This is a genomic window from Hephaestia mangrovi (assembly GCF_019880555.1).
Classification (GTDB): domain Bacteria; phylum Pseudomonadota; class Alphaproteobacteria; order Sphingomonadales; family Sphingomonadaceae; genus Sphingomonas; species Sphingomonas mangrovi.
This window is the reverse complement of the sequence record NZ_JAINVU010000002.1, coordinates 229,986-250,324: the sequence shown is the minus strand read 5'-3', so window position 1 is coordinate 250,324 and position 20,339 is coordinate 229,986. Positions and strand designations below refer to the sequence as shown.

At 66.4% G+C, this 20,339-nt stretch carries 21 protein-coding genes; 14 read left to right on the top strand and 7 right to left on the bottom strand.

Annotated features, from left to right (window positions below; translation table 11 throughout):
* Positions 1-114 precede the first annotated feature (114 nt).
* Positions 115-564: a DUF4168 domain-containing protein gene (locus K7G81_RS05160; protein WP_223029683.1), complete on the top strand. Its 450-nt coding sequence runs from the start codon at positions 115-117 to the stop codon at positions 562-564.
* An 83-nt stretch (positions 565-647) separates the two neighbouring features.
* Positions 648-1,109, top strand: a complete 462-nt coding sequence (gene ruvX / locus K7G81_RS05155) for a Holliday junction resolvase RuvX (RefSeq protein WP_223029682.1) — start codon at positions 648-650, stop codon at positions 1,107-1,109.
* On the opposite strand, the gene K7G81_RS05150 is transcribed toward ruvX, so the two are convergent.
* The gene (locus K7G81_RS05150; RefSeq protein WP_223029681.1) at positions 1,106-1,378 is read right to left on the bottom strand and encodes a DUF4242 domain-containing protein; all 273 of its coding nucleotides are present in this window, start codon (positions 1,376-1,378) and stop codon (positions 1,106-1,108) included. The two genes, ruvX and K7G81_RS05150, sit on opposite strands and share 4 nt — an antisense overlap.
* Positions 1,379-1,519: 141 nt before the next feature.
* Between K7G81_RS05150 and K7G81_RS05145 the strand changes: the two genes are divergently transcribed.
* Positions 1,520-1,816 (top strand): WYL domain-containing protein, encoded by a 297-nt coding sequence (locus tag K7G81_RS05145; protein WP_223029680.1) that lies wholly within the window; start codon positions 1,520-1,522, stop codon positions 1,814-1,816.
* A gap of 38 nt (positions 1,817-1,854) precedes the next feature.
* On the opposite strand, the gene K7G81_RS05140 is transcribed toward K7G81_RS05145, so the two are convergent.
* Entirely contained in the window at positions 1,855-2,721 is an 867-nt protein-coding gene (locus K7G81_RS05140) for an SPFH domain-containing protein (RefSeq protein WP_255586630.1), read from the bottom strand.
* 372 nt (positions 2,722-3,093) lie between these two features.
* Between K7G81_RS05140 and K7G81_RS05135 the strand changes: the two genes are divergently transcribed.
* A complete protein-coding gene (locus K7G81_RS05135) occupies positions 3,094-4,083 on the top strand; it encodes an aspartate carbamoyltransferase catalytic subunit (RefSeq protein WP_223029679.1) in 990 nt (329 codons plus the stop codon).
* Positions 4,080-5,306 (top strand): dihydroorotase, encoded by a 1,227-nt coding sequence (locus K7G81_RS05130; RefSeq protein WP_223029678.1) that lies wholly within the window; start codon positions 4,080-4,082, stop codon positions 5,304-5,306. The genes K7G81_RS05135 and K7G81_RS05130 overlap by 4 nt, the downstream gene beginning before the upstream one ends.
* 260 nt (positions 5,307-5,566) lie before the next feature.
* On the opposite strand, the gene K7G81_RS05125 is transcribed toward K7G81_RS05130, so the two are convergent.
* Genes K7G81_RS05125 through K7G81_RS05115 form a run of 3 tightly spaced genes read right to left on the bottom strand, consistent with a single transcriptional unit; the run spans position 5,567 to position 8,157 of the window.
* On the bottom strand, positions 5,567-6,868 hold the full coding sequence (locus K7G81_RS05125) for an SPOR domain-containing protein (protein ID WP_223029677.1): 1,302 nt from the start codon (positions 6,866-6,868) through the stop codon (positions 5,567-5,569).
* Positions 6,869-6,872: 4 nt separating this feature from the next.
* Positions 6,873-7,430, bottom strand: a complete 558-nt coding sequence (locus K7G81_RS05120) for a hypothetical protein (RefSeq protein ID WP_223029676.1) — start codon at positions 7,428-7,430, stop codon at positions 6,873-6,875.
* Between the two features lie 13 nt (positions 7,431-7,443).
* Entirely contained in the window at positions 7,444-8,157 is a 714-nt protein-coding gene (locus tag K7G81_RS05115) for an AAA family ATPase (RefSeq protein ID WP_223030131.1), read from the bottom strand.
* Positions 8,158-8,740: 583 nt separating this feature from the next.
* Here K7G81_RS05115 and K7G81_RS05110 point away from each other — a divergent pair.
* Both K7G81_RS05110 and K7G81_RS05105 read left to right on the top strand, forming a co-directional pair.
* Positions 8,741-9,736: an SPOR domain-containing protein gene (locus K7G81_RS05110; protein ID WP_255586626.1), complete on the top strand. Its 996-nt coding sequence runs from the start codon at positions 8,741-8,743 to the stop codon at positions 9,734-9,736.
* Between the two features lie 352 nt (positions 9,737-10,088).
* A complete protein-coding gene (locus tag K7G81_RS05105; protein WP_223029675.1) occupies positions 10,089-10,610 on the top strand; it encodes a DUF2059 domain-containing protein in 522 nt (173 codons plus the stop codon).
* Between the two features lie 514 nt (positions 10,611-11,124).
* Here the strand turns inward: K7G81_RS05105 and serB are convergent.
* On the bottom strand, positions 11,125-12,003 hold the full coding sequence (gene serB / locus K7G81_RS05100) for a phosphoserine phosphatase SerB (RefSeq protein WP_223029674.1): 879 nt from the start codon (positions 12,001-12,003) through the stop codon (positions 11,125-11,127).
* Between the two features lie 96 nt (positions 12,004-12,099).
* On the opposite strand from serB, the gene miaA reads away from it, so the two are divergent.
* The 6 genes from miaA (at position 12,100) to K7G81_RS05070 (ending at position 17,990) form a co-directional block, all read left to right on the top strand.
* Positions 12,100-13,020 carry a tRNA (adenosine(37)-N6)-dimethylallyltransferase MiaA gene (gene miaA, locus K7G81_RS05095; RefSeq protein WP_223029673.1) on the top strand — a complete coding sequence of 307 codons (921 nt, stop codon included), beginning with the start codon at positions 12,100-12,102 and terminating at the stop codon, positions 13,018-13,020.
* 81 nt (positions 13,021-13,101) lie between these two features.
* Positions 13,102-14,850: a biosynthetic-type acetolactate synthase large subunit gene (gene ilvB, locus K7G81_RS05090; RefSeq protein ID WP_223029672.1), complete on the top strand. Its 1,749-nt coding sequence runs from the start codon at positions 13,102-13,104 to the stop codon at positions 14,848-14,850.
* A gap of 193 nt (positions 14,851-15,043) precedes the next feature.
* Complete coding sequence (ilvN, locus tag K7G81_RS05085; RefSeq protein ID WP_223030129.1) at positions 15,044-15,559, top strand: acetolactate synthase small subunit; 516 nt, start codon at positions 15,044-15,046, stop codon at positions 15,557-15,559.
* A gap of 106 nt (positions 15,560-15,665) precedes the next feature.
* Entirely contained in the window at positions 15,666-16,685 is a 1,020-nt protein-coding gene (gene ilvC / locus K7G81_RS05080; RefSeq protein ID WP_223030128.1) for a ketol-acid reductoisomerase, read from the top strand.
* Positions 16,686-16,764: 79 nt separating this feature from the next.
* Entirely contained in the window at positions 16,765-17,382 is a 618-nt protein-coding gene (locus K7G81_RS05075; RefSeq protein ID WP_223029671.1) for a YceI family protein, read from the top strand.
* Positions 17,379-17,990, top strand: a complete 612-nt coding sequence (locus K7G81_RS05070; RefSeq protein ID WP_369412038.1) for a TMEM175 family protein — start codon at positions 17,379-17,381, stop codon at positions 17,988-17,990. Before K7G81_RS05075 ends, K7G81_RS05070 begins: the two co-directional genes overlap by 4 nt.
* Here K7G81_RS05070 and K7G81_RS05065 read toward each other — a convergent pair.
* The gene (locus K7G81_RS05065) at positions 17,987-18,385 is read right to left on the bottom strand and encodes a BLUF domain-containing protein (protein WP_223029670.1); all 399 of its coding nucleotides are present in this window, start codon (positions 18,383-18,385) and stop codon (positions 17,987-17,989) included. The two genes, K7G81_RS05070 and K7G81_RS05065, sit on opposite strands and share 4 nt — an antisense overlap.
* Before the next feature lie 293 nt (positions 18,386-18,678).
* On the opposite strand from K7G81_RS05065, the gene leuA reads away from it, so the two are divergent.
* Positions 18,679-20,337 carry a 2-isopropylmalate synthase gene (gene leuA, locus K7G81_RS05060; RefSeq protein ID WP_223029669.1) on the top strand — a complete coding sequence of 553 codons (1,659 nt, stop codon included), beginning with the start codon at positions 18,679-18,681 and terminating at the stop codon, positions 20,335-20,337.
* Positions 20,338-20,339: the final 2 nt, after the last annotated feature.

Genomic DNA, 20,339 nt, shown 5'->3' with positions numbered 1-20,339 from the left:
CTCGCTCCGTCGCGGCCACGGCACAGCGCGACCACTTTTGCATTGAACCGCCGTAGCCGATGCCGAGGTCGGGATCGTTATATTGTTCCCAAGCCAATCGACAGGAGAGCATCAATGACCCGCCTGGGTAAATTCGCCACCTTTACCGCCGCCGTCGCGCTGGGCGCGACCGGCGCGCTGGCACAATCGACCGCGACGCAGACCCCGCCGGCACAGACGCCGCCCGCTTCGGGCATGACGCCCGGGGCCGCCGCGCCGTCCGCCGGGGCGACCGCGCAAACGTCGTTCAGCGATACCGACGTGGACCAATTCGCATCGGCCGCGATCGCCGTTCAGAACATCCAGAACGATTCGACCGTGGCGGCGGCCGACAAGCAGACCAAGATGGCGTCTGCCGTGTCCTCGTCGGGCCTCTCGCCCGAGAAGTTCAACGCGATCGCCAAGGCCTCGCAATCCGATCCCGCGCTGATGAAGCGTATCCAGACCGCCGCGGCCGCCAAGATGCAGGCTTCGCCCAAGGCGGCACCGGACGCGGGCGGATCGACGGGCCCGTCCGGGCAGTAAGACGCGATACTTTCGTATAGAGCGCCCGGCCCGATGCGGCCGGGCGCTTTTGTGTCGGCCGCCGCCGCGCTAAGGCGCCGGCGATGATTACCGCCGACCGCGCCATCTTTCGCGACTCGCTGCCCGAAGGCGGGCGGCTGATCGGCCTCGACGTCGGCACGAAAACCATCGGGCTGGCCCTGTGCGATGCCGGCTGGAGCTTCGCCAGCCCCGCCGAGTTGGTCCGCCGCACCAAATTCCAGAAGGACAAGGCCGCGATCGCCGCGGTGATAGAGCGCCAGGCGGTGAAGGGCGTCGTTATCGGCCTGCCGCTCAATCTCGACGGCAGCGAGAGCCCGCGCAGCCAATCGAGCCGCGCTTTCGCCCGCAATGTCGAGGATTGGGGCCTGCCGGTGCTGTTGTGGGACGAACGCTGGTCTACCCAGGCCGTCACCCGCACGCTGATCGAGCAGGACGCGAGCCGCGCCAGGCGCGCCGAGCTGGTCGACAAGATGGCCGCTGCCTACATCCTGCAGGGCGCGATCGACGCGCTGACCGCGGGCTAATCCGCCGTCGTCGGATCGATCATCGCGCGCACCGCCGAGATGCGATTTGCCGGAAATCCGGCGATTTCGGCATGTTGGCGGATCATCGCTTCGTCGGGCGCGCGATAGATGCAGTAGATCCTGTCGTCGGTGACATAGCTGTGGACCCACTGGATTTCCGGCCCGAGGTCGCGCAGCACGCTGCACGATTGCTGCGAGGCGCCCTTGAGCTTGCCCGGCCCCAGCGTGCCGACGCCCGGCATATCTCGCTCGATGACGAATTGCGGCATAATTCTCTCCTGTCCCGACCGGAGAGGATGCGCTTGTCGCGCCGCCGATGATATCACGATTGCGACATGGCGATGTTACGGAAATGTTGCATTGCACAATTTTGACTTGATCGATTCGTTCCGCCGCCTAAATTCGCGCGCATGGAAGCCAGCCGTCTCGTTCTCGAAGCCATCGCCACCCGAAAGTGCCTCGAAGGGGTCTACAACCGCCAGGCGGTCCGGCTCGCCCCGCACATCCTCTATACCAAGCACGACGAGCTCTATGTCGACGCGGTGACGCTCGAGCGCGACGGCCAGCCGCCGCGCGAGCTCAAGGTCGGCTCGTTCAAGCTGACCGGCATCCACGACCCCAAGGTCGGCGAGCATTCGTTCGAGCCGCAGCCGGTGTTCGATCCCGCCGAGGAACGGTACGCTGGCGTAACGCTGTTCGCGATCTGACGAAATGGGGCACCCGGTCTGCCGAGTGCCCCGCCCCTTCACTTGACGTCGATGAACGGCATCGGGCCGTTGCCGGTATAGGTCGGCAACTGGCCGTTCCATTTCTCGACCGCACGCATCTTGACGATCTCCGGGTTGGTGCGGATCGCCTCCGCCTCGACCTGGATCGCCTTGGCGTCGCCTTCGGCCTTGGCGACGCGCGATTCGGCGTCGGCCTTGGCGGTGGCCACATTCGCCTGCGCCGCCAGCGCGGCCTGCTCATTCGCGATCTTGGCGTTGATCTGCGCCAGCACCTGCTGCGGCACGACGATATTGCCGGCCCAATAGACCTGCTCGATCTGCAGCCCCACCGGCGCGAAGAAGGCCTGGACGCGCTGCTGCGCGGTCTGGATCAGCTCCGCCTTATGGTCGCCGTAGATCTGCTCGACGCCGAGCTGCGCGGCACGCTCGACGATCGCGTTGCGGATTGCATTGCGCAACGGACCCGCGATGATCTGGTCCATGCTGGTGCGATAGCGCTGGAACAGGATCGACGCCCGCATCGGATCGACATGATACGACACCGCGACATCCGCGCTCAGCGACAGGCCGTTCTTGTCCTGGAAGTTGAAGCTCTCGTCGATCGTGCTCTGCTCGGTCGTCGAGGCCGTCCAGGTATAGGTCCGCGTGAACACCGGATATTCGTAGATGTGGGTGCCCGGCGGCGCGAAATACCAGCCCACGCCGAGCGAGCGCGGCGATACGCCACCCGCGACGTTGTTGACGCGAATGCCGACGTTGCCGGGCTGCACGCGCGCGAAGCTGCTCATCAGCAGCACGATCGCCACGGCGACGATCAGCCAGATCCACCAGCCCTTGAAGCGTCCGGGCATCCGAAGCGCGACCTTGCGGTCAGAATAAGCCATTTCCAGTCTCCCTGTTGCGGGGTGAATTCCCCTCAGGCGTCGGACGACGCGAGCGCGCGGGCAGACGACGGCAAAAGCCGCAGCCGATTGGATGATTTCGAATTGGAAAGGTGTTCGGGGCCGACGGATGCGCCCGAAAACGGGCGTAGGCGGGGGACGACGAAGCAACAGCCAAATCGCACGGCGCATCCCTTGGCGGGATCGCCACACTCCAAAGCTCAAGCCAATGCCGTGACGCCAACTCCTCGTTTGATCCGAACGGGTTGACTGTATACCCCTCCCCGCCCGGTTCAAGCAAAACCGGACACGGGCTTGTCGATTTTCGACTGCGCCCTTGCGCGGTTCCGGGCCGGGGGCTACGCGATCGCTTTAATGTCAGCTTCCGATCATCGACCCGGCGCCCAGATCAAGGGCGGCGCCGTTTTCCCGCACCGCCACTTGACCGGCATCGGCGGATTGCAGCCGCACGAGATCATGTTCCTGCTCGACGAGGCGGAACAATGGGTCGATTGGAACCGGCGCCACGCCAAGAGCCACCACCCGCTCGGCGGCCTGACCCAGATCAACGCCTTCTTCGAGAATTCGACGCGGACGCTGCTGTCTTTCGAGATCGCGGGGAAGCGGCTGGGCGCCGACGTGGTCAACATGCACGCGGCGCAAAGCTCGGTGAAGAAGGGCGAGACGCTGATCGACACGGCGATGACGCTGAATGCGATGCGCGCCGACGTGATCGTCATCCGCCACATGGCGTCGGGAGCGGTGCAGCTGATCGCCGACAAGGTCGATTGCGCCGTCCTCAACGCCGGAGACGGCTCGCATGAGCACCCGACGCAGGCGTTGCTCGATGCGCTGACCATAAGGCGGCGGCGCGGATCGATCGCCGGGCAGCGCGTGGTGATCTGCGGCGACCTGCTGCACAGCCGCGTCGCGCGCTCCAACATCCTCGCGCTGACCGCGCTGGCCGCCGAGGTGCGGGTCTGCGCGCCATCAACGCTGATGCCTGATGCGATCGAGCGGATGGGCGTCACCCCCTTCACCGATTTCGATGCCGCGCTGGACGGCGCCGACGTGGTGATGATGCTGCGCCTTCAGAACGAGCGGATGAACGGCGGCTTCATCCCCTCGACCCGCGAATATCACCTGCGCTACGGCCTGACGCCCGAGCGGCTGGAGCGCGCCAGGCCCGATGCGCTCATCATGCACCCCGGCCCGATGAACCGCGGCGTGGAGATCACCTCGAGCGTGGCCGACCATCCCGAACGCTCGGCAATCACCGAGCAGGTCGAGATGGGCGTCGCCGTCCGCATGGCATGCCTCGACGTGCTGACCAGGCGGGCGCGCGGCGTGGAGGGTTGGGCATGAGCCGTCCCCTCGCCTTCCTCAACGCCGAACTGGTCTGCCCCGATAGTGGCGTCTCCACCGGCAATTTGCTGGTCAGGGATGGCGCGATCGCCGCGACCGGCAGCATCGACATGCCCTCGGACGCCGAGACGATCGACTGCAAGGGCAAGATGCTCAGCCCCGCGATCGTCGATCTGGGCGTGTTCGCGATCGATCTCGACGCCTTCCACGCGGGCGGCATCGTCCGCGTCGGGCTGATGCCCGATCAGTCGCCGGTGCTCGACGATCCCGGCATCGTCCAGCGCGCCGCCTTGATCGGCAAGCCCAAGCTGTGGATCCACCCGCTCGCCGCCGCCACGCAGGGCCTGGCCGGCACCGATCTCGCCGAAATGGCGATCAATCGGGGCGCAGGCGCGAAAGCGGTCGCCACCGGCCGCCGCTGGATCGCCGACTCGAACGTGATGCGCAAGGTGCTCGCTTATGCCCGCGACCTCGACCTCGCGGTCGTCGCGCATGCGGAGGACGGCGGACTCGCCGCCAACGCCGTCGCCACCGCGGGCGAAACCGCGACGCGGCTCGGCCTCGCTGCCGCCCCTGCGCTCGCCGAGCCGCTGGCGATCGCGCGCGACCTGATGCTGGCCGAGGAAACCGGCGCGCGCCTTCACCTGCGCCAGGTGACCACGGAGCAGGGCTTCGACCTCGTTCGCGCCGCCAAGCGCCGCGGGGTTCGCGTCACCTGCGGGATCACGCCGTCGCATTTGCTGCTGAGCGACATCGCCATGAGCGATTTCCGCACCTTCGCGCACCTTTCCCCGCCGCTGCGTTCCGAAGCGGACCGCCAGGCCGCGCTCGCCGCGCTCGCCGACGGGACGATCGACGTCCTGTCGTCGGGCCATGATCCGCGCGGGCCGGAAGAAAAGCGCCTGCCCTTCGTCGATTCGGCGCCCGGTGCGGCCAATGCCGAATTGCTGCTGGCGCTGGCGCTCGGCTTCGTGCGCGACGAGCTGCTGCCGATCGAACGGCTGATCGCGCTCATTTCCGCCAACCCCGCCCGTGTCCTGGGCCTAGATGCGGGCACGCTTGCCCCCGGCGCGCCTGCCGACCTGATGCTCGTCGACCGCGACGCGCCGTGGCAGATTGCCAGCGAGCGGATGCGCGCCAAAGCCGGCAACACGCCGTTCGACGGGCTGCCGGTTCAGGGCAAGGTGCTCCGCTTGTTCAAGGGCGGCGCGGCGCTGGTTTGACCAGTTCGTCATTGCGAGCGCAGCGAAGCAATCTGGTCATCTGAATCGAGCTCGCATCATAAATGTCGTCATGCTGAACTTGGTTCAGCATCCATGGCGCAACGGCAGCCGATGCGCTCAACGGTGAGGGAGCACCATGGACCCTGAAACAAGTTCGCCGGTGACGGTTCGATCTTGATCGATTCCACCAGACTAGGTCGCGCGCGCCGCCCCTGGATTGCTTCGTCGCTACGCGCCTCGCAATGACGATCTGGGAGGGCTCAGCGTGACGCCAGTTCGGTGCCCTTGCCCACCCATTGCGCGACCTGATCGCCGGCGCCGGTGCGGATGAAGCAGCGGCCGCCGCGCGCGCGATACTGGTTGCACAGCCGCCGCGCGTCACCCTTGGCGAAGCCACCGGCGGACAAGCGATAATAGGTCGCCCCGTTCTGGCTGAAGCTCATTCCGTGCGGCGTTTGTTCGGCAAGCGACGGCAACCGGCGCATCGCGCGAGCCCAGCCGTCGTGCGCCACCGCAGGGCTATCAAATGCGCCGAACTGGACATAGTAATTGCCCTCGGCGAGCGGCTTGGGCGCCGTCTTGGCTGCCGCCTGCTCGACCACCGGCGCACGGCTCTCGCGAACCGGCGCCGCCGGCGCGGCGGGCAGTTGCTGGACGACCTCATGACGCGGCCCGAACGCCACTGATGCAGTCTGCACCGGCTTGGCTTCGGCGACCGGCGCGGACGCCGCGGCGGACAAGGCCGGCGTATCGACCCGTGCCGGTGCCGGTTCAGCGGCGGGCTCGGCCGCGGCGAGCGCCACTGGAGCGGCCGGCGCGTTGAGCGCGAGCGCGATCGGCTGGCCAGGGTCCTGCATCGGCGTGACGCCGAGCAGCGACGCGATCTGATCCGATGCCTGGCGCGGCTGCGCGAACTGCGCCCATTGGCCGAGCCGCTTGTCGACATCGGCCGGCGACAGATCCATGCTGACGATCAGCCGCGCGTCGCGCCAGTCACCCGCCAGCGCCAGCGCCAGCGCGAGGTTCTGCCGCGTCTTCGAATCGGCCCCCGGTTCGCGCGCCGCCGGATAGAGGATCGCGACCGCGCCCTTGGGATCGCCGGCCAGCGCCAGTGCCAGCCCGCGATCGCTCGCCGGGATGATGTCGGCATGATCGGCGAGCGTCTGCCGCGCGCCCGACCAATTGCCCTCGGCGGTTTCGGCAAGCGCAAGGTTCAGCGCCGCGCGGGCGTTCTTCGGGTCGAGCGACAGCGTATCGACGAACGCCTGATGCGCCGAGGCGAACCGGCCCGCTTGCATGTAGCTCTGGCCGAGCACGGCACGGTAATCCGCGTCACGCGGCTGCAGCGCGACCGCGGCCTCGGCATATTCGACCGCCTTGTCGCCCTTCTTCGCGGCCACGGCCTTGCCGGCCTTGGCGGCGAGATCGGCAGCCTGGGCGGCGACCTTGTCGGCATCGCGCGCGCTGGCCGAGGCGAGATGCGCATCATGCGTGCAGCCGACCATCGTGCCGCCGAGCAGCAGCGCGGACAGCGTGAACGAAGCAGCAAGGCGGCGGTTCATCGGATCATTCCCCCCGGGATTTGCGGCCCTTGGCCGGTAACGACTGGGCCAGCGCCTCCACTTCCGGAAGCGTGGCAAGGAAAGCGTCGAGCGCCTCGGTGACGAGCTGCTGCGCCGAACGATCGCATACCGCGGCGGCGAGGCGCAGCCGCAGGTGCCGCTCCGCGTCGAGGCGCAGCGTGAAGGCCGATTTGGCCTTGGTCTGCTTGGCGCGAACCTTGCGGCCGATCCGCGTCAGCGCCGCGTCGGACATTGCCGGCTTGGCCGGGGCGTCGATCGCGACCGGCTGCTTGCGCGGCGCCTCGATCTCGGCCTTCAGCGCCTCACGCTCGCGCAGCACCGGTGGCTCGGGGATTGGCGCCGGCGCCGGCTCGGCAACCTCGCGAACCGGCGGCTCGGCCATCAGTTCGGCCGCGCCCATGTCGTTCCAGCCGAGATCGTCCATCTGCCCGGCGGGATTGCCGAAGCCGGAGAATCCCTGCGGCCGCATCGCCGGGCGCGCCTGGCCCTTGCGGGCGAGCAGGCTCGACGACAGCGAGGCTTGCGGTTTGGGCTGTCCCATGATCGCCGCCATCTCAGCTCACCACCCGGCGGCCGAAGCCGCTCATCGGACGTTGCGGGATGTAGCCCGGGTTCGCGGTGGGCGCCGCGAACACGGTGCGGCGGAAATTCTTTTCGAGACGATCGGAGATATAGGCCCACAGCGCCTCGATCTCCTGCGCCGACTTGCCCTTGGGATCGAGCTCCATCACCGTCCGCCCGTCGATCATCGATCCGGCGAAATCGGTGCGGTGGTGGACGGTGATCGGCGCCACCGTGCCGTGTTGCGACAGCGCGACCGCGGCCTCGGAGGTGATCCGCGCCTTGGGCGTCGCGCCGTTGACGACGAAGATCAGCGGCTTGCCGGCGCGATCGCACAGATCGACCGTGGCGCCGACCGCACGCAGATCGTGCGGGCTCGGCCGCGTCGGGATGACGATCAACTCGGCGACCGCGATCACGCTCTGGATCGCCATGGTGATGGCGGGCGGCGTATCGATCACCGCCAGCCGGAAGCCCTGCTGGCGCAGCACCTCCAGATCGGCGGCGAGCCGCGCCACGGTAGTCTGCGCGTAAGCGGGATATTCGCTTTCACGCTCGTTCCACCAATCCGACAGCGAGCCTTGCGGATCGATGTCGATCAGGACGACGGGCCCCTGCCCCGCCAGCTGCGCCTGTACGGCAAGGTGACCGGACAAGGTCGTCTTGCCCGAGCCGCCTTTCTGTGAAGCCATCGCGAGAACGCGCATCATTTCCCCTGAAATCCGTCTGCTCCGGCATGCGGAATGTCACGGCGAGGATAAGAAGTGGTTAAGACGGCCGGGGTGTTGAGGCATCGCCAGCCTTCAACGGATGCGGGGACGACGACGAGATTGCTGTCCGGGCCGCCGCCCCCGCTGACCGAGACAAGGGAGGTCTGATCGGTCGCGACCGCCCTTGATGGCCGAATGTGTCGCCAATGTGTCCGCCGCGGCCATTGGCCCAGGGCTTTCGGGGACGGCGACTCCAGTCGCTATGAAATGCCGCCCCCGGCAGCCAGCAGCGGGGGGATGTAGGAATGAGGGCTGCTGGCCCCTCGCTCCATTCCGGGTGGTCAGCGATCGTTGCCGAATCGTCACGATGCCCCGCCATCGGTTCGTCGCGCGCCAGAGTCGCCTGGTCGTATCGATATGTCTGCTGTCCGAAAATGGGACAGGGCGTCGCCCGCGCCTCGGCCGGCGCCCAATGCGCCGGAATCGCGGGCGCTCCGGCGCCGCGTGGCGATCGCCCCCTTTGCTTCGGCTCCGGCTCGGGGCATGATCGTCCCGATACGGGCAAGAGGGAAAAGCGGCGATGATGACGATCAAGCGAGCCATGCTCGGCGCCGGATTGTTGACGGTGGCGGCGGCGGGCGCCGCCTGGGCACAGTCGAACCCGGTCAAGAACGGCGTCGACGCCTATGATCGCGGCGACTACAAGACCGCGATCCAGGATTGGCAGGGCCCCGCCGCCCGTGGCGATGCCGATGCCCAGTTCAACCTCGGCCAAGCCTATCGGCTCGGCAAGGGCGTGCCGATCGACAAGGCCAAGGCCGAGGATTGGTATCGCAAGGCCGCCGAGCAGGGCCATTTTCAGGCCGAGGACAATTACGGCCGCATGCTGTTCGAAAAGGGCGCCTATGCCCAGGCCGCGCCGTGGCTCGAAAAGTCTGCGGCGCGCGGCGATCCGCGCGGCGAGCTGATCTACGGCACGATGCTGTTCAACGGCGACGGCGGGCTGCAGAAGGACTGGCCGCGCGCCTATGCGCTGATGACCCGCGCCTCGAACGCCGGCCTGCCGCAAGCCAGCCAGACGCTCGGCGAGATGGATCGCTATATTCCCGAAGCGCAACGCAAGCAGGGCCTCGCGCTCGCCCGTCAGTATCAGGCCGATGCCCAGCGCACGCACCTGCCGCCCGAAGTGACCGCGGGCTCGACGATCAAGACGACGCCGGTGCCGCCGTCGCAGGTCGCGGCCAACGCCGGGCCCGGCGCGTCCTATTCACCGCCGGCAGCGACGGCGAAGCCGAGCGCCCCGCCGCCCAAGCCCGCGCCGCAACCCGCCGCGAAACCATCGGGCGGCGCGTGGCGCGTCCAGCTCGGCGCGTTCAGCACGGAGGCGCGTGCGAAGAGCCTGTGGCAGACCATCAGCCCCAAGGTCGGGGCGCTGCGGGGCGCCCAGCCCTATTACGTGAAGGCCGGCGCGATCGTCCGCCTGCAAGCCGGCGGCTTCGCCTCGAGCGCCGACGCAGCCCACGCCTGCGCCGACGTCAAACGCGCGGGCGGGCAGTGTCTGCCGGTGGCGCCGTAACGGCGCGACGCAAGAGCAGGTGTCGCTCCGATTTCGGCGTGAAGTGGAGAAAGTAGAGACCCCGGGAGCGTTTTCGCGGCTTTTGCGCCGGGAACGCACCAACAAAGCGGCCCGTTCGCCACGCCCACGCGACAGTCGCGCTACACGTGCGGGACGAAACGCGACGGGGACGCGACGATGAGGCACGCCGAGGCGACAGCGACGCGACGGGTTCGCGGCCAAGTTAATAGATCTGTCAAAGAGCGGTCGCCCGAGCGGACCGCGACGGTGTCTCAAACATTTTCCAACATTGGAAGCCTCGGCAGCTCTCGCCCCACTTGCGGACACACCGACGAAGTTACAGAACACTCGAATGCAGACGTTAGCTTTCGCAACGCTCTTTGCGCTCGGCATGCAGGCAAGTGTCATAGGAGTAGAGGCAATGCCTTCGACAATTGCTCCTTCCGCCCAGATCGAGGAACCGGCGAGTCCTGCCAAGCTCAAGCTAATCAGGCAGTTTATGCAATTGATTGGCCTTCAAGATCGGCTTGATACGGGCAGCTTTCTGGAGCGCTATGCCATTCCTGGCGGACCAATGTGGGCAGTCGCGCCGGGTGAGTTCACAGAGAGCCTCAGCGACGGATTTAAGGCGCGGTTCGATGCACTGAAAGCAGCTTATGTCAAGCGGCGAGCCGCATACCAGCAGGCTTACGAAGAACATCTCAACTGGGAGTTCGCGGAAGCCGAATTGAAAGAGATTAATGCATTTCTCGGCAAGCCGATAGGCAAGCACTACCTTGATGGGCGTTGGAGAATGGAGGCCTACACGACCACGAACACTGAGGACATGGAACAAGATATCGTGAAAGAGGCGTTGGCCAGCTTGAAGAAATAAGAGCCTTTTTTTCCGCCTAGTGATAACCGAAGCCGGCCGGGCAGTTCCCCACCTAAACTCTGGTCACCGAGTCGAGCAATTGGGCACCAGCAGCGGTCGGTCGGCATCCGCCCCAACGGCAGACATTAATTTCTCTCCCCTTGTGGGAGAGAATAGCGGCGCTTGGCGGCTCTGCCGCCTAGCAGAGCTTAGTGAGGGGGGATGCGAGGCCTCGCCTCGCGCGCGGCGCAGCCGCGCATCCCCCTCACCAACTGCGCCTAGGCAGCAAGCTGCCAAGGCTCCGTATCCTCTCCCGCAAGGGGAGAGGATATCGGCGGCACCTAACCACCCAAAAGCAGCCCCCCAGTCACTCGAATCTACCGTTCGCGTCATAAGCGTCGTCATGCTGAACTTGTTTCAGCATCCATGGTGCAACTTAACCGGCGCGCTCAACGGTGATGGAGCACCATGGACCCTGAAACGAGTTCGCCGGTGACGGTTCGATCTTGATGCAGCGAAGGTCGTTTCCACCACACTATTCCACCCATTCTCCCCGCCCGATCCCCTGGGCATAGAGCAGCGCGGTCAGGTCGGCGCGGTCGATGCGGGCGCCGGCGGCGGCGGCGACGATGGGTTTGGCGTGATAGGCCACGCCCAGCCCGGCGAGCTTGATCATCGCGAGGTCGTTGGCGCCGTCGCCGACCGCGAGGGTTTCGTGGGCGGCGAGGCCGAGGCGGTCGCGGGCTTCGAGCAGCGTGCGCTGCTTGGTCGAGGAATCAACGATCGGCTTGGCCACCGTGCCGGCGAGCGCGGCGCCGTCGATTTCCAGCACGTTGGCGATCGCTTGGGTAAAGCCGATCTCGGCGGCGACCGGCTCGGCGAAGCGGGTGAAGCCGCCCGAGACGAGGATCGTCTCGGCACCGCGCGCGCGCATCGTCCGGATCAAGGTCTTCGCGCCGGCCATGATCGTCACGCGCTCGGCGAGGCAGCGGTCGATCGCGGTGGCGTCGAGGCCCTTGAGCAGCGCCACGCGCGCGTCGAGCGCTTCGGCGAAATCGAGCTCGCCGCGCATCGCCGCCTCGGTGACGGCGGCGATCTCGGCCTTGATCCCCGCGTAATCGGCGAGCTCGTCGATGCATTCGACGGTGATCATCGTCGAATCCATATCGGCGACGAGCAGCTTCTTCTCGCGGCCGACCGCGGGCTGGACGACGACATCGTAAAGGTTGCCGGGAGCATCGAGGATCGCGCGCGCCTGCCCGGGATCGTGGCCGAACGCGATATCGGCCGCGCGCCCTTCATCGATCCAGTGCCAATCCTCGGGCCGGCAATGCGCCTGATTCAGCTTATCGATTGCCGCGGTGACGGCGGTGCGATCGAGCTGGTCTGCTGCTATCAGTGTCGCGATGAACATGGATTCCGCTATCCCCAAGACCGTTCGGGCCGAGCCTGTCGAAGCCCGCCCTTTCCCCGGATCGAGTCCGGGCTCAGGGCGAACGGAGGTCCGCTGATGCCGCGCCCCCGCGTCGCGCTCATTGCAGGCCCGACCGCGAGCGGCAAGTCCGCGCTGGCGCTGGCGCTCGCCGAGCGGCATCGCGGCACCGTGATCAATGCCGATTCGGCGCAGGTCTATCGCGATTTGCGCGTGCTTTCCGCGCGGCCGACGATCGAGGAAGAAGCGCGCGCGCCGCATTGCCTGTTCGGGTATATCGACGGCGCCGAAAGCTGCTCCGCCGCGCGCTGGGCGGCGGATGCGGCCGCCGCGATCGTCGAGGCGCACGCCGGGGATCGCCTGCCGATCCTGGTCGGCGGCACCGGCCTCTACCTCCGTACGCTGCTCGACGGCATCGCGCCGGTGCCGGAGATCGAGCCGACCATCCGCGCCGACATTCGCGCGCTGCCCGTCACCGAAGCGCACGCACAGTTGCGGGCGCTCGACCCGCCGGCGGCAGCGCGGCTCAATGCCAACGACACCACCCGAATCGCCCGCGCGCTTGAAGTCGTCCGGTCGACCGGGCGCCCGCTCGCCGATTGGCAAGCCGCGCGCGCCGGCGGGATCGGCGGCGAGGTCGACCTGGTGCCGCTGATCCTGCTGCCCGATCGCGACTGGCTGGTCGATCGCTGCGACCGCCGCCTGGCGATGATGTTCGATGGCGGCGCGATCGAAGAGGTCGAACACCTGCTCGCCCGCGCCGACCTGCCCGCCGACGCGCCGATCCGCCGCGCGATCGGCGTGCCCGAGATCGCCGCGATGCTGGCTGGCGACATCGATCGCGACACCGCGCTGGAGCGCGCCCGCCTCGCCACCCGCCGCTACGCCAAGCGGCAATATACCTGGTTCCGCAACCAGCCGCCCGAGGCATGGCCACGAACGAGCGAGAAAGAAACAGTCAATTTTGCACTTCGATTTGAAACAAGATTATCCCCGTAAGGGTTGACGAGCACTTTTCATGCCGGTAGCAGGCCAGCCCGCGCAATGCTATTGCACTGCGGCAAACCACGGAGATTGATCATGGCCGAAAAGAGCGGCGCCGACATCCTGATCGAGGCCTTGTGCGATCTCGGTGTCGAGCTCGTATTCGGCTATCCCGGCGGCGCGGTGCTGCCGATTTACGACGCGCTGTTCCAGCAGGATAAGATCCGCCACATCCTCGTGCGTCACGAGCAGGCGGCGACCCACGCGGCCGAGGGCTATGCCCGCGCCACCGGCAAGCCCGGCGTGGTGCTCGTCACCTCCGGCCCCGGCGCGACCAACGCGATCACCGGCATCACCGACGCGCTGATGGATTCGATCCCGATGGTGGTCATTTCCGGCCAGGTCGCGACGCACCTGATCGGCACCGATGCCTTTCAGGAAGCGGATACCGTCGGCCTGACCCGCCATTGCACCAAGCATAATTACCTGGTGAAAGACCCGGCGCGGCTCGGCGATATCGTCCATGAAGCGTTCCACATCGCCACCTCGGGCCGCCCCGGCCCGGTGGCGATCGACATTCCCAAGGACGTGCAGGTCGCCACCGCGCGCTATGCCGCGCCCGGCGGAATCGCGCACAAGACCTATCGGCCGCAAGCCGAGCCCGATGCGGCGCTGATCGAAACCGCGGTGGACATGCTGGCGGCGGCCGAACGCCCGATCTTCTACACCGGCGGCGGTATCATCAACGCCGGCCCCGCGGCATCGGATGCGTTGCGCGAACTGGCGCGGATCACCGGCGCGCCGGTCACCTCGACGCTGATGGGGTTGGGGGCGCTCCCCGCCTCGTCCGACCAGTGGCTCGGCATGCTCGGCATGCACGGCACCTACGAAGCCAATATGGCGATGAACAAGGCGGACCTGATCGTCGCGCTCGGCGCCCGCTTCGATGATCGCGTCACCGGCCGGCTCGATGCCTTCGCGCCGCATTCGAAGAAGATCCACGTCGATATCGATCGATCGAGCGTCAACAAGAACGTCCGCGTCGATCTGCCGATCATTGCCGATGCCGGCCGCGCGATCGAGGCGATGATCGCCTTGTGGAAGCAGCGCGCCACGCCGACGCCCGATCTCGGCGAATGGTGGTCGCGGATTCAGGGCTGGCGCGCGACCCGGAGCCTCGATTTTCCCGAGACCGACGCCCGCGCGATCATGCCGCAGCGCGCGATCCGGGCGCTGTGGGAGGCGACGAAGGACAAGGCGCCGATCATCACCACCGAGGTCGGCCAGCACCAGATGTGGGCCGCGCAGCATTTCGGGTTCGAGGCGCCCAACAAGTGGCTGACCTCGGGCGGGCTCGGCACGATGGGCTATGGCCTGCCCGCGGCGATCGGCGCGCAGCTCGGCCATCCGGACGCGCTGGTGATCGACATCGCCGGCGAAGCCTCGATCCAGATGAACATCCAGGAGCTGGCGACGGCGAGCCAATATCGCCTGCCGGTCAAGGTGTTCATCCTCAACAACCAGTATATGGGCATGGTCCGCCAGTGGCAGGAACTGACCTATTCGAGCCGCTATTCGAACAGCTACAGCGAGTCCCTGCCGGACTTCGTGAAGCTGGCCGAGGCTTATGGCTGGAAGGGCATCCGCATCGAAACGCGCGACCAGCTCGATGACGGCATTGCCGACATGCTCGCCTATAACGGGCCGGTGATGGTCGATTGCGCGGTATCGCAACTCGCCAATTGCTTCCCGATGATCCCGTCGGGCGCCGCGCATACCGACATGATCCTCCAGGCCAACGAGGTGTCGGGCACGATGGACGACGAAGCCAAGGCGCTGGTGTGATGGACAGCCAAACATTCTTCTCCCCCCCGGCGGGGGAGAATAGCGGCGCTTGGCAGCTTGGCTGCCTAGCAACGCTTAGAGAGGGGAGCGCACGCCAACGTACGTTTCGTCCCCACCCTCACCAACTTCGACTAGCCGGCACGCCGGCAAGTCTCCGTATCCTCCCCCGTCAAGGGGGAGGAAGGGAATAGTGATGCACATCAAACAGGAAACCATCGAGCGGCATACGCTTGCCGTCATCGTCGACAACGAGCCGGGTATTCTCGCCCGGATCGCCGGGCTGTTCACCGCGCGCGGCTATAATATCGAGAGCCTGACGGTGACCGACATCTCGGAGGACGATCTCGTCAGCCGGATCACCATCGTCACCTCGGCCAGCGTGCACGTGATGGAGCAGATCATCGCCCAGCTCGAGCGGCTGGTGCCGGTGCACAAGGTGCTCGATCTCACGCTGCTCGGCCCGCACGTCGAGCGCGAGCTGGCGCTGGTCAAGGTGGCGGGCACCGGCGACCACCGGATCGAGGCGCTGCGGCTGGCCGACGTCTATCGCGCTCGCGTGATCGACGCGACGATCGAGAGCTTCGTGTTCGAAGTGACCGGCGGCAGCGACAAGATCGATACCTTCATCAACCTGATGCGCGAGGTCGGCCTGGTCGAAGTCGCGCGCACCGGCATCGTCGCGATCGCGCGAGGGCCGAAGGGGGCATAGATTTTACCGTCACCCCGGCGCGGGTCCGGGGCTCCATCCACATGCGCGCTGGCGGCGCGAGATGCCGGCTTTCGCCGGCATGACGTTCGATAAGAAAGGGAATGCAATGCGTGTCTATTACGATCGCGACGCCGATCTGAATCTCATCACGACCAAGAAGATCGCGATCATCGGCTATGGCAGCCAGGGCCATGCCCATGCCCAGAATTTGCGCGACAGCGGCGTCAAGAACGTGGCGATCGCGCTGCGCGACGGCTCTGCCTCGGCCAAGAAGGCCAGGGACGCCGGCTTCGAGGTGATGTCCAACGCCGAGGCCGCGAAATGGGCCGACATCCTGATGATGCTCGCGCCCGACGAGCATCAGGCCGCGATCTGGGACGCCGATATCAAGGGCAACATCCGCCCCGGCGCCGCGATCGCCTTCGCGCACGGCCTCAACGTCCATTTCGGGCTGATCGAGCCGCCCAAGGATATCGACGTCATCATGATCGCGCCGAAGGGCCCCGGCCATACCGTACGCAGCGAATATGTCCGCGGCGGCGGCGTGCCCTGCCTGATCGCGATCGATCAGGATGCCTCGGGCAACGCCCATGATATCGCGCTCGCTTATGCCTCGGGCGTCGGCGGCGGCCGTTCGGGCATCATCGAGACCAATTTCCGCGAGGAATGCGAAACCGATCTGTTCGGCGAGCAGGCGGTGCTGTGCGGCGGCCTCAGCCACCTCATCACCGCCGGGTTCGAGACGCTGGTCGAGGCCGGCTACGCCCCCGAAATGGCCTATTTCGAGTGCCTGCACGAAGTGAAGCTGATCGTCGACCTGATGTATGAGGGCGGCATCGCCAACATGCGCTATTCGATCTCCAACACCGCCGAATATGGCGACATCACCACCGGCCCGCGGATCGTCACCGATGAGACCAAGGCCGAGATGAAGCGCGTGCTCGCCGACATCCAGGGCGGGCGCTTCGTCTCCAAGTTCGTGCTCGACAATCGCGCCGGCCAGCCCGAGCTGAAGGCGGCGCGCAAGGCCGCCGCCGCGCACCCGATCGAGAAGGTCGGCGCGGAGCTGCGCGCGATGATGCCGTGGATCGGCGCCAACAAGCTGGTGGACAAGGACAAGAACTGATCCCCACGGCAAAGCCGCTTGCAATCGTTACGGGCCGCGTCAGACTGGCGCGGCCCGTTTCGTTGGAGAAATTCGTCCGATGCGTTTCGTGATCGCCAGCCTCATCGCCCTCGCCGCCGTTCCCGTCCTAGCGCAGGATATGCCGAGCGAAGCACCCGGCGCGCCCGATCCGTCGCGCGTCGTCGCCGGCACCTACCAGGTCAATTCCGAGCATACCCAGCTGCTGTTCACGCTAAGCCATCTCGGCTTCAGCGAATATACCGGCATGTTCACGATGCCGACCGGCACATTGGTGCTCGATCCGAAGAACCCCGCCGCCGACAAGGTGGACGTCACCTTCCCGATCGCCAAGGTGCGCACCACCGTGCCCGCGCTCGATGAGCATCTGCAGACCGCCGATTTCTTCGACGCCGCCAAATATCCGACCGCACATTTCGTCTCGACGAAGGTCACCGTCACCGGCGATGGCGCGGCAACGATCGACGGTAACCTGACGCTGCACGGCGTCACCAAGCCGGTCAGCCTCGACGCGCGCTTCGTCGGCGCGGGCAAGGGGATCATGGGGCCGCCCAACCCCAATGTCGGCTTCGCCGCGACGACGACGATCAAGCGCAGCGACTGGGGGATGGGCGCCGACGTTCCCCTGCTCTCCGACGACGTGCTGCTGACGATCAACGCCGCGTTCGAAATGAAGTGAACGCCGCCGAGGACACCGAAATCGGCCCCGGCATCGGGCGCGTCGAGGCGTTTTCGGACGGCGTGATCGCGATCATCATCACGATCATGGTGCTCGAACTGAAGGCGCCCGAGGAGCCGGGGCTCGACCACCTCTGGCGGCTGTGGCCGACCTTCCTCGCCTACATCCTCAGCTTCGCCTATGTCGGCATCTATTGGGTCAACCACCATCGCCTCGTCAGCCATGCGCGACGGGTGACCAACGGCCTCGTCTGGTTCAACCTACTGCTGCTGTTCGCGCTGTCGCTGGTGCCGTTTTCGACCGCTTACCTTGGGGGCCAGCATTTCAGCCGCGATGCGACGCTGGTCTATCTCGTCTCGATGCTGTTGCCGGCGCTGGCCTACACGCCGTTTCAGCAAATCATCCGCGTCACGGGTTCACAAAGCGCCGCGGCACAGCGCTACTACCGCCAGAGCGTGCGCAAGGGGTTCGCAGCGACGGTGATTTACCTCGCCGGCTTCCCGCTAGCGTTCGTCGCGCCATGGCTGGGGATCGCCTGCGCCGGGCTGGTGGCACTGCTGTGGTTTTTGCCAAAAAGCCCGATCGATCGACTGTTCGCAGACGATTAAGCCGCGCGCCGCGCCGCCAGAAAACCTTCAAAAATGCCTCGCACCGCCGGCGACGCGCCTTCAACCAGCGCAGAAACCTTGTTGCCGAGCGCCTGACGCTCACCAAAGGACAGCCCATAGGCCATCGCCCAATTGCCGAACTCGCGCGCCTCGATCGTTCGGCGGGATACCACCACAAGCGCGCGGTGGCGCGGGTCGGCGGTAATCCGCGCATAGGTCGCCTCGATCCGATCGGGCGCTCCTTCGAGCACTTGCATGAAGCGAAGCCCATCGAAGTAAAGCAACCCGGTCAACAGATTGCGCGCGTTGTTCGCCCGCGACCGGGCGAGAATCTGCTGCACCTCGCGCTCCGACACGCCCGGTGCGGCGGTGCTGACATAGACGAGTTGCAACATTGCGCGGTCCTCTACCCAAAAATCGGCTGCCGTCATTTGCGACCAGGCGCTTGAAGATTTGGTGAAGGCGATATTGATCGAGATCATCTGCTGGACAAAATCTGACGAATGCGCCACACCCCCTCGCGCGATGCAGATGCAGCTTCTTCTCGGCGCACGACTTATCCGCCCTTAGGCGGAGCCTCTTTGCGCGCTTGATGAGCGCCGCATCCGCCTAAGGGCTTCCCTTCTACCACCAGAACCGCCATTCGGCAGCGCGTGTCCGCTGCCCCCGCGAGCCCCGAGGAAGCATCATGCTGAGCGATCCGAGCGTCAAATACCGCCCCTTTCCGCAGGTAGACCTGCCCGACCGGCAATGGCCGAACCGAACGATCACCAAGCCGCCGCGCTGGCTGTCCACCGACATGCGCGACGGCAACCAGGCGCTGATCGATCCGATGGATGCCGAGAAGAAGCGTCGCTTCTTCGATCTGCTGGTCAAGGTCGGCATCAAGGAGATCGAGGTCGGCTTCCCGAGCGCGGGCGCGACCGAATTCGATTTCATCTCCGGCCTCGTCAAATCGGGCCGCGTGCCCGACGACGTGACGGTGCAGGTACTCACCCAATCGCGCCGCGACCTGATCGAGCGGACCTTCGAGAGCCTCGACGGCGCGCCACGCGCGATCGTCCATCTCTACAACGCCGTCTCGCCGGCGTGGCGCAAGATCGTGTTCGGGATGAGCCGCGACGAGGTGCGCCAGATCGCCGTCGACGGCGTCAAGGTGCTGCGCGACGAAGCGGCGAAGCGGCCGGATACCGACTGGCATTTCGAATACAGCCCCGAAACCTTCTCGACTGCCGAACTCGATTTCTCGGTCGAGGTCTGCGAGGGCGTCATGGAGGTGCTGCGTCCGACCCCCGAGCGCCCGCTGATCCTCAACCTGCCGGCGACGGTGGAGGCGGCGACGCCGAACATCTATGCCGACCAGATCGAATGGTTCTGCCGCAACATCCGCAACCGCGATTGCGTGGTGATCTCGCTCCACCCGCACAACGACCGCGGCACCGGCGTCGCGGCGGCGGAGCTCGGGCTGATGGCCGGCGCCGACCGCGTCGAGGGCTGCCTGCTCGGCAATGGCGAGCGCACCGGCAATTGCGATCTCGTGACCGTCGCGCTCAACATGTACACGCAGGGCGTGAACCCCGGCCTCGATTTCTCCGACATCGACGAGGTGGTGAACACGGTGAATTACTGCACCAACCTGCCCGTGCATCCGCGCACGCCCTATGCCGGCGATCTGGTGTTCACCGCTTTCTCCGGTTCGCATCAGGACGCCATCAAGAAGGGCTTCGCGGCGCAGGAAGCGCGCAACGACGAGCTGTGGGAAGTCCCCTATCTGCCGATCGATCCCAAGGATCTCGGCCGCGATTACGAGGCGGTGATCCGCGTCAACTCGCAAAGCGGCAAAGGCGGCGTCGCCTGGGTGATCGAGCAGGACAAGGGACTGAAGCTGCCCAAGCGCCTGCAGGCCGCGTTCAGCCGCCGCGTCCAGGCATTGGCCGACGAAACCAGCCGCGAGCTCAACGCCGACGACATCTGGGGATTGTTCGAACGCACCTACCTCCCCTCGCCCGACGATCGATTCGCATTGGTCGATTACGAGGAGACCGGCAGCACCGGCAGCCGCGTCTTCACCGGCCGCGTCGCCATCGATGGCGAGGAACGCTCGGTCTCGGGGCGTGGCAACGGCCTGATCTCCGGCGTGATCGCTGCGCTGCGCGATGCCTGCGGGATCGAGCTCGACGTCGTCGATTATAACGAGCACGCGATCGGCCATGGCTCCGATGTCGCGGCGGCGGCCTATCTCGAATGCACCACGGGCGACGGGCGCACCGTGTTCGGCGTCGGCACCGACACCGATATCGCCACCGCCTCGGTCCGCGCCGTGCTCAGTGCCGCCAACGCGGTTTAGGG